This window comes from Burkholderia sp. Se-20373 (assembly GCF_017104705.1).
In the GTDB taxonomy this organism is placed as follows: Bacteria; Pseudomonadota; Gammaproteobacteria; order Burkholderiales; family Burkholderiaceae; genus Burkholderia.
The window spans coordinates 1-7,103 of record NZ_JAAGPH010000236.1; the positions used below are offsets into that span (position 1 = coordinate 1).

Below are 7,103 nucleotides of genomic sequence, written 5' to 3' on the forward strand. Positions count from 1 at the left end.
TCGCTTCGGCGAGGTGGCCGCGAGCGTCGCGCCGCTGTTCGACGGCATCGCGGTGACGGGGAGCGAGAGCGAGCGCGCGCTGGTCGACACGGTGTGCGCCCGCGCGGGCCCGCGCGCGGTGCCGTTGGCGGGCGTGCTGTCGCTCGGCGAACTCGGCGCGCTGATCGAGACGGCCGACCTGCTGCTGTCGAACAATTCCGGCCCGGTGCATCTCGCGGCCGCGCTCGGCACGCCGGTGGTCGATCTCTATGCGCTGACCAATCCGCAGCACACGCCGTGGCGGGTGCCGCACCGGGTGCTGAACGTCGACGTGCCGTGCCGCAACTGCTACCGCAGCGTGTGCGATCAACCCGGCCATCCGTGCCTGCGGGAGGTGAGCGTCGACGATGCGGTCGCCGCCGTGCACGCGCTGCTGCGCGGCCGCATGCGCCATGCGCGGCGGGCGGCCGTGCGGGCCGCCATGCAGGGTGACGGACCGGTCGACGCGAGCCCGTCGAACGTGATTCCGTTCTCGCCCGCCATCACGAGGAGCTGACGCATGCCCGAACCGATCCATACGCTCGGCATCAACGCCGCCTTTCACGACAGTGCCGCGTGCCTCGTGCGCGACGGCGTCGTGATCGCGGCCGCCGAGGACGAACGCTTCACGCACGTGAAGCACGCGAAGCGCCCGGTACCGTTCTCGACCTGGGAGCTGCCCTACCATGCGATCGACTACTGTCTCGCGGAGGCCGGCATCGCGCTCGCGGACGTCGACCACGTCGCGTATTCGTACGATCCGTGGTTCGAGCTCGACCGTGACACGGCCGAGCCGTCGCTGACCTTGCCGCTTTCGCCGTCAGCGCATGCGCCGCGCAACGGCGGCGCGTCGCCATGGCATCCGCTGTTCCTGTCGTCGATCGTGAACGCGCCGCGCCAGCTCGCGGGCGGCGCGCCGCACCACCTGCAGCGGCGTTTTCGCGGTGTCACGCACGACGGGCCGTTCCGCTGGCATTTCGTCGAGCACCATCTCGCGCACGAGGCGAGCGCGTTTCTCGCGGCGCCGTACGCGCGCTGCGCGGTGATGACGATGGACGGGCGCGGCGAGCGTGCGACGACGAGCTACGGCGCGTTCGACGGCCGGTCGTACCGGCGGCTCGGCCAGGTGAACCTGCCGCATTCGCTCGGGTTGCTGTACGAACGCGTGACGCGCTACCTCGGCTTCCTGCATTCGTCCGACGAGTACAAGGTGATGGCGCTCGCGTCGTACGGCAAGCCGGTGTTCGCCGACGCGATGCGCAAGCTGGTGCGCTACGACGGCGACGGACGCTACGCGGTCCTCGACGGCGATCTCGTCGCGCTGTTCGGCCCGCCGCGCGAACGCGGCGGCCCGATCGAGCCGCATCACTGCGACATCGCGCATGCGTTGCAGCTCGTGCTGGAAGAAACGGCGTTGCAGGCGGTCGACTGGCTGGCCGCCGGCACCGGCGAACGGCAGCTCGCGATGGCGGGCGGCGTCGCGCTGAACTGCGTGATGAACGCGAAGATCCGCGATCGCGGCCCGTTCGACGACGTGTGGGTGCAGCCCGCCGCCGGCGACGCCGGCACCGCGCTCGGCGCGGCGCTGTGGACCGACTTCCGGATGCGCGGCGAGCGCGGCGCATGGCGGATGGATCATGCGTATCTCGGGCCGTCGTATGGCGACGACGCGATCGAGGCGTTCCTGAAGGACGCCCAGCTGCCGTACCGGCGGCTGGCCGACGTCGCCGCGCAAACGGCCGCGCTGCTCGCGGCGAACCGCGTGATCGGCTGGTTCCAGGGGCGCATGGAGTTCGGCCCGCGCGCGCTCGGCGCACGCTCGATCCTCGCGTCGCCGACCGACCCGGACATGCAGCGCAAGCTCAACCAGATCAAGGATCGCGAGGACTTTCGGCCGGTCGCGCCGGTCGTGCTCGAAAGCAAGGCCCATCACTGGTTTCGCGGCGGACGGCGTACGCCGCTGCGCGCGCCGTTCATGCTGTTCGTGTACGACGTCGCGCCCGGCGCCGAGGCGACGATTCCGGCCGTGCGCCATATCGACGGCACCGCGCGCGTGCAGACCGTCGACGAGACCCAGCATCCGCTGCTGCACGCGCTGCTGACCGAGTTCGACGGGCTCACCGGCGTGCCGGTGCTCGTCAACACGTCGTTCAATACCCGGGGCGAGCCGATCGTCTGCACGCCGCGCGACGCGCTCGAATGCTTCTGGACGTCGCCGCTCGACGCGCTCGTGATCGGTTCGTTCCTGCTGGAGAAACCGAGATGAACGCGCGCGACACGCAACGGCCGCCGGTCGTGTCGGTCGTCGTGCCGACCTACCGGCGGCCCGACCTGCTCGAACGCTGCCTCGATGCACTGTGCGTGCAGGTGTTCGACCCGACGGCCTACGAGATCATCGTGGTCGACGACGACGCCGCCGGCAGCGCGCGGCCGGTCGTCGAGCGGTGCCGTGCGCGCGTGACCGACGTGCCGGCGATCCGCTACATGACCGCGCCCGCCACGCAGGGGCCGGCCGGTGCGCGCAACGTCGGCTGGCGCAGCGCGTGCGGCGCGTTGATCGCGTTCACCGACGACGACACGATTCCCGATCCGGCGTGGCTGCGCCACGGCACGGCCGCGTTGCTGGCCGAACCGTCCGCATCCGCCGCCGCGGGCCGCATCGACGTGCCGTTGCGGCCGCACCCGACCGACTACGAACGCGACGCGGCCGGCCTCGCGCATGCGGAGTTCGCGACGGCGAACTGTTTCGTGCGGCGCGGGGCGCTCGAACGGGTCGGCGGCTTCGACGAACGCTTCACCCGCGCCTGGCGCGAGGACGCGGACCTGATGTTCGCGTTGCGCGAACACGCGGGGCCGATCGTTGGCGCCGACGCGGCGTGCATCGTGCATCCGGTGCGCCCGGCGCGCTGGGGCGCGAGCATCGGCCAGCAGTCGAAGGTCTATTTCGACGCGCTGCTGTACAAGAAGCACCGTGCGACCTACCGCCGCCATATCCGGCCGGTGCCGCCGTGGCATTACTACGCGGCGGTGCTCGCCGCGCTCGGCGCGATCGTGTGCTTCGCGGCCGGGTGGCCGGCGCCGGGCGTCGCATGCGCGTCGGCCTGGGCCGTGTTGACGGCGGCGTTCTGCGTGAAACGCTTGCGCGGCACGCGGCTCACGCCGTCGCACGTTGCCGAGATGATCGTCACGTCCATCGCGATTCCGCCCGTGTCGCTGTACTGGCGCATGCGCGGCGCGCTTCATTTCCGGGTCCTGTTCCTATGACGACCGAACCTGCCGATTTCGCGCGCGTGCGGCGCCCGACGCGCATCGCGGTGTTCCGTGCGCTGCAGCTCGGCGACATGCTGTGCGCGGTGCCCGCGTTGCGCGCGCTGCGGCGCGGTGAACCCGACGCGCGGATCACGCTGATCGGGCTGCCGTGGGCGCGCGAGTTTGCGTCGCGCTTCTCGGACTACCTCGACGGTTTCATCGCGTTTCCCGGTGCGCCGGGGCTCGACGAGCAACCGGTGCCCGACGCAGCCGCCCGTGAGGCGTTCGTCGCCGAGTGCCGCGCGCGGGATTTCGACCTCGCGATCCAGCTGCACGGCAGCGGCACGCACACCAACGCGATCGTCGCGTCGCTCGGGGCCACGCGCACGGCCGGCTTCGTGCCGGCCGACGGTGGCGCGACCCGGCTCGACCACACGCTCGCGTGGCGGGACGACGAGCCGGAAGTCACGCGTTACCTGGCGCTGATGCGCGCGCTCGGCTATGCGGCATGGGGCGACTACCTCGAATTCCCGCTCGGCGGCCTGGATTACGCGCTGTGGCACGTGCTGTGCGACGAGCATGCGCTCGATCCGGGGCGTTACGTGATCGTGCATCCCGGCGCGCGGATGGCGTCGCGGCGCTGGCCGGTCGAGCGCTTCGCGCTCGCCGCACGGCAGCTCGCCGACGACGGCTGGCAGATCGTGTTGACCGGCACGCGCGCGGAACGGGCGCTGGCCGATGCGTTCGCCGAGCACCTCGCGCGGCCCTGCGTGAACCTGTGCGGCCGCACGCCGCTCGGCGCGCTTGCCGCGCTGATCGGACGCGCACGGCTGGTGTTGTGCAACGACACGGGCGTGTCGCACGTCGCGGCGGCGCTCGGCACGCCGAGCGTGATCGTCGCGTGCGGCAGCGACACGGCCCGCTGGGCGCCGCTCGACAGCGCGCGACATCGCGTCCTCGCGAACTATCCGGCGTGCCGGCCGTGCATGTTCGACACGTGCCCGTACGGACACGAATGCGCGATGGCGATCGGTGTCGGCGACGTGATCGAGCAGGCGGGCGAACTGCTGGCGGAGGAGAGGCGTCATGTCACGTAAGCGGCTGCGCGTGCTGACCTGGCACGTGCATGGCAACTACCTGTATTACCTGTCGCAGGCGCCGCACGATTTTTTCATCGTGACGAAGCCGCACGATCCGCCCGGCTATGCGGGCCGCGTCGGGCACCTGCCCTGGGGCGACAACGTGCACGAGGTGCCGGCGGAGTGCGTGCGCGACACCGCATTCGACTGCGTGCTGTACCAGCATCAGAAGCATTACGAGCACGACCGCCTGCGGCTGCTGAGCGACGACCAGCGTGCGTTGCCGACCCTGTTCGTCGAGCACGATCCGCCGCGCGGGCATCCGACCGATACGCTGCATCCGGTGCAGGATCCGAACGTGCTGCTGGTGCACGTGACGCCGTTCAACGCGCTGATGTGGGACAACGGCGTGACGCCGACGCGTGTGATCGAGCACGGCGTGCTGATGCCCGACCACGTCGCGTATCACGGGACGTTGCCGAAAGGCGTGACGGTCGTGAACAACCTGGCGCGCCGGGGGCGTCGGCTGGGCGCCGACCTGTTCGAGGCCGCGCGTCACAGCGTGCCGCTCGAACTGGTCGGGATGGGCTCGGCCGAGCTGGGCGGGATCGGCGAGGTGCCGAACCCGGCACTCCCGCACTTCCTGTCGCACTACCGGTTCTTCTTCAATCCGATCCGCTATACGAGCCTCGGGCTCGCGGTGATCGAGGCGATGATGATCGGGATGCCGATCGTCGCGCTCGCGACGACCGAGATGGCGCTGCTCGTCCGCAGCGGCCGCAACGGCATGGCCGATACGCGGCCGGCCGTGCTGATCGATGCGATGCGCATGCTGATCCGCGATCCCGATCTCGCACGCGAGTGGGGCGCCGCCGCGCGACGCGACGCGTGCGAGCGCTTCGGCATCGAGCGGTTCGTGCGCGACTGGGACGCGGCGTTGCACGACGTCGCGACCTGAGCCGCACGCGTGCCGAGCGGGCTCAGGGCGTCGGTGCGTCGGGCGGGGTCGGCACGTTCGACGGGGTCGGCACGTTCGACGTGCCGGTTCCGCGAAACGCCTCCCGTTCATGTTCGGGCAGGAGCGCGAGCCGGTTGTACAGCGTCTTCAGGCTGATGCCGAGCGCTTTTGCGGTGCGCGGCTTGTCGCCGTTGAAATGCCGCAGCGACGCGACGATGAAGCGCTGCTGCGTGTGCGCGAGCGTCGTGCCGATATGCAGCGTGATCGCGTTGTGACGACATTCGTCGCGCGGCGGCGCACGGCGCGGCAACTGCAACTCGATCTGCTCGTCGGCGAGGATGAACGCGCGCTCGAGCGTATTGCGCAGCTCGCGCACGTTGCCGGGCCACGTATAGGTGCGCAACGCCTTCATCGCCTGCATGGACAGCCGCTTTCTCGTGCGGTGCCGCGCATTCAGCCGCTCGACGATCTGCAGCGCGATATCGTCGACGTCGTCCTCGCGCTGCCGGAGCGCGGGCACGTGCAGCGCGACCGTCGCGATCCGGTAGAACAGGTCCTCGCGCAGCCGCCCGCTGCGCACGGCCTCGACCGGGTCGTGATGGGTGGCGGCGACGATCCGCACGTCGAGCGGGATCGATTCGTGGCCGCCGACCCGCACGATCGTGTTCGACTCGAGCGTGCGCAGCAGCTTGACCTGCAGCTCGGCCGGCATTTCGGCGATTTCGTCGAGAAACAGCGTGCCGCCGCGTGCGGCCTCGAACATGCCGACATGCTGCGCGACGGCGCCGGTGAAACTGCCTTTCTCGTGACCGAACAGATGCGATTCCGCGATGTCGTGCGGAATCGCGCCGCAATTGACGGGAACGAACGGCCCGCGGCGGCGTGGGCTCATGTCGTGCAGGAGCCGCGCGACGATGTCCTTGCCCGCGCCGCTTTCGCCGACGATCAGCACGCCGACGCGCGTCACGGCCACGCGCGACACCTTCAGCAACAGGGTCTGGATCGTACGCGAGCGGCCGAAAAGCCGCATGCCGTCATCGACGGATTTCGACATGGTGTGATACCGAGTGGGAAGATTTGAACGAATGCGTCGAGACCAGGTGAAAAAATGACGTGGCATGCGTCACCGTTTTCCTATACCGAGAATACCTGTTATGGCGGCATTGAGACATTGAATCTGCAATGCGGGCCGCGCGGCCGGATAGATTTATTCGATAGGCGGAGAATGCACGACACCATTCTTCTATACTGCTAAGCGTTGCATCCCGGGCAGGAACGCTCGCCCGTCCGATCATGCGCAGCGCGGCGCGTGCCGCCGCGAAACGAGGCGGAGACAATGCGCTGCGCGTCCGTCGCGGTGCCGGCCATGCAGGGGGTCGGGCCGCTTCACGAGGAGCCTCGATGCCCTATGTCCTGATCGTCGAAGACGATGCCGATACGCGCGCCATGCTCGCGACGCTCGCCCGCACGCAGCAGCTTGCGTGCGACACGGCCGCGACGCTCGAGGAAGCGCGCACGCTCGTGTCGACGCATACCCCCGATCTCGTGCTGTGCGATCTCGTGCTGCCGGACGGCAACGGGATGGACCTGTTCGATGCATTGCCGAAGCGCGCGCACTGCGAAATGGTGCTGACCACCGGCCACGCGAGCCTCGAAACCGCGATCGACGCACTGCGGCGCGGCGCGACCGACTACCTGGTGAAGCCGCTGAACATGCAGCGGTTGAACAGCATCTTCGCGCGCGTGCCGCGCACCACCGCGCTGCATGAAGAGATCGCCGAGCTGCGCTCCGAACTGCA

7 protein-coding genes are annotated in these 7,103 nt (G+C 69.7%); 6 read left to right on the top strand and 1 reads right to left on the bottom strand.

The annotated features are described in order from the left end of the window. The 5 genes from G3N96_RS36705 to G3N96_RS36725 form a co-directional block, all read left to right on the top strand. On the top strand, nucleotides 1-535 hold a 535-nt coding region (locus tag G3N96_RS36705; RefSeq protein WP_241023002.1), incomplete at its 5' end, for a glycosyltransferase family 9 protein. Nucleotides 536-538: 3 nt separating this feature from the next. Beyond that, a complete protein-coding gene (locus G3N96_RS36710; protein ID WP_206140267.1) occupies nucleotides 539-2,284 on the top strand; it encodes a carbamoyltransferase C-terminal domain-containing protein in 1,746 nt (581 codons plus the stop codon). Continuing rightward, nucleotides 2,281-3,282 carry a glycosyltransferase gene (locus G3N96_RS36715; protein ID WP_206140269.1) on the top strand — a complete coding sequence of 334 codons (1,002 nt, stop codon included), beginning with the start codon at nucleotides 2,281-2,283 and terminating at the stop codon, nucleotides 3,280-3,282. Before G3N96_RS36710 ends, G3N96_RS36715 begins: the two co-directional genes overlap by 4 nt. Further along, nucleotides 3,279-4,364 carry a glycosyltransferase family 9 protein gene (locus G3N96_RS36720; protein WP_206140271.1) on the top strand — a complete coding sequence of 362 codons (1,086 nt, stop codon included), beginning with the start codon at nucleotides 3,279-3,281 and terminating at the stop codon, nucleotides 4,362-4,364. The genes G3N96_RS36715 and G3N96_RS36720 overlap by 4 nt, the downstream gene beginning before the upstream one ends. Further along, entirely contained in the window at nucleotides 4,354-5,304 is a 951-nt protein-coding gene (locus G3N96_RS36725) for a glycosyltransferase (RefSeq protein WP_206140272.1), read from the top strand. The genes G3N96_RS36720 and G3N96_RS36725 overlap by 11 nt, the downstream gene beginning before the upstream one ends. Before the next feature lie 22 nt (nucleotides 5,305-5,326). On the opposite strand, the gene G3N96_RS36730 is transcribed toward G3N96_RS36725, so the two are convergent. Next, nucleotides 5,327-6,358 carry a sigma-54 dependent transcriptional regulator gene (locus G3N96_RS36730; protein WP_241023003.1) on the bottom strand — a complete coding sequence of 344 codons (1,032 nt, stop codon included), beginning with the start codon at nucleotides 6,356-6,358 and terminating at the stop codon, nucleotides 5,327-5,329. A 347-nt stretch (nucleotides 6,359-6,705) separates the two neighbouring features. Here G3N96_RS36730 and G3N96_RS36735 point away from each other — a divergent pair. After that, on the top strand, nucleotides 6,706-7,103 hold a 398-nt coding region (locus G3N96_RS36735), incomplete at its 3' end, for a response regulator (RefSeq protein WP_206140273.1).

Excerpts from the sequence above, each read along its gene's own strand:
- G3N96_RS36710 (WP_206140267.1), top strand. The coding sequence starts at position 539 with ATGCCCGAACCGATCCATACGCTCGGCATCAACGCCGCCTTTCACGAC.
- G3N96_RS36715 (WP_206140269.1), top strand. The coding sequence starts at position 2,281 with ATGAACGCGCGCGACACGCAACGGCCGCCGGTCGTGTCGGTCGTCGTG.
- G3N96_RS36720 (WP_206140271.1), top strand. The coding sequence starts at position 3,279 with ATGACGACCGAACCTGCCGATTTCGCGCGCGTGCGGCGCCCGACGCGC.
- G3N96_RS36725 (WP_206140272.1), top strand. The coding sequence starts at position 4,354 with ATGTCACGTAAGCGGCTGCGCGTGCTGACCTGGCACGTGCATGGCAAC.
- G3N96_RS36730 (WP_241023003.1), bottom strand. The coding sequence starts at position 6,358 with ATGTCGAAATCCGTCGATGACGGCATGCGGCTTTTCGGCCGCTCGCGT.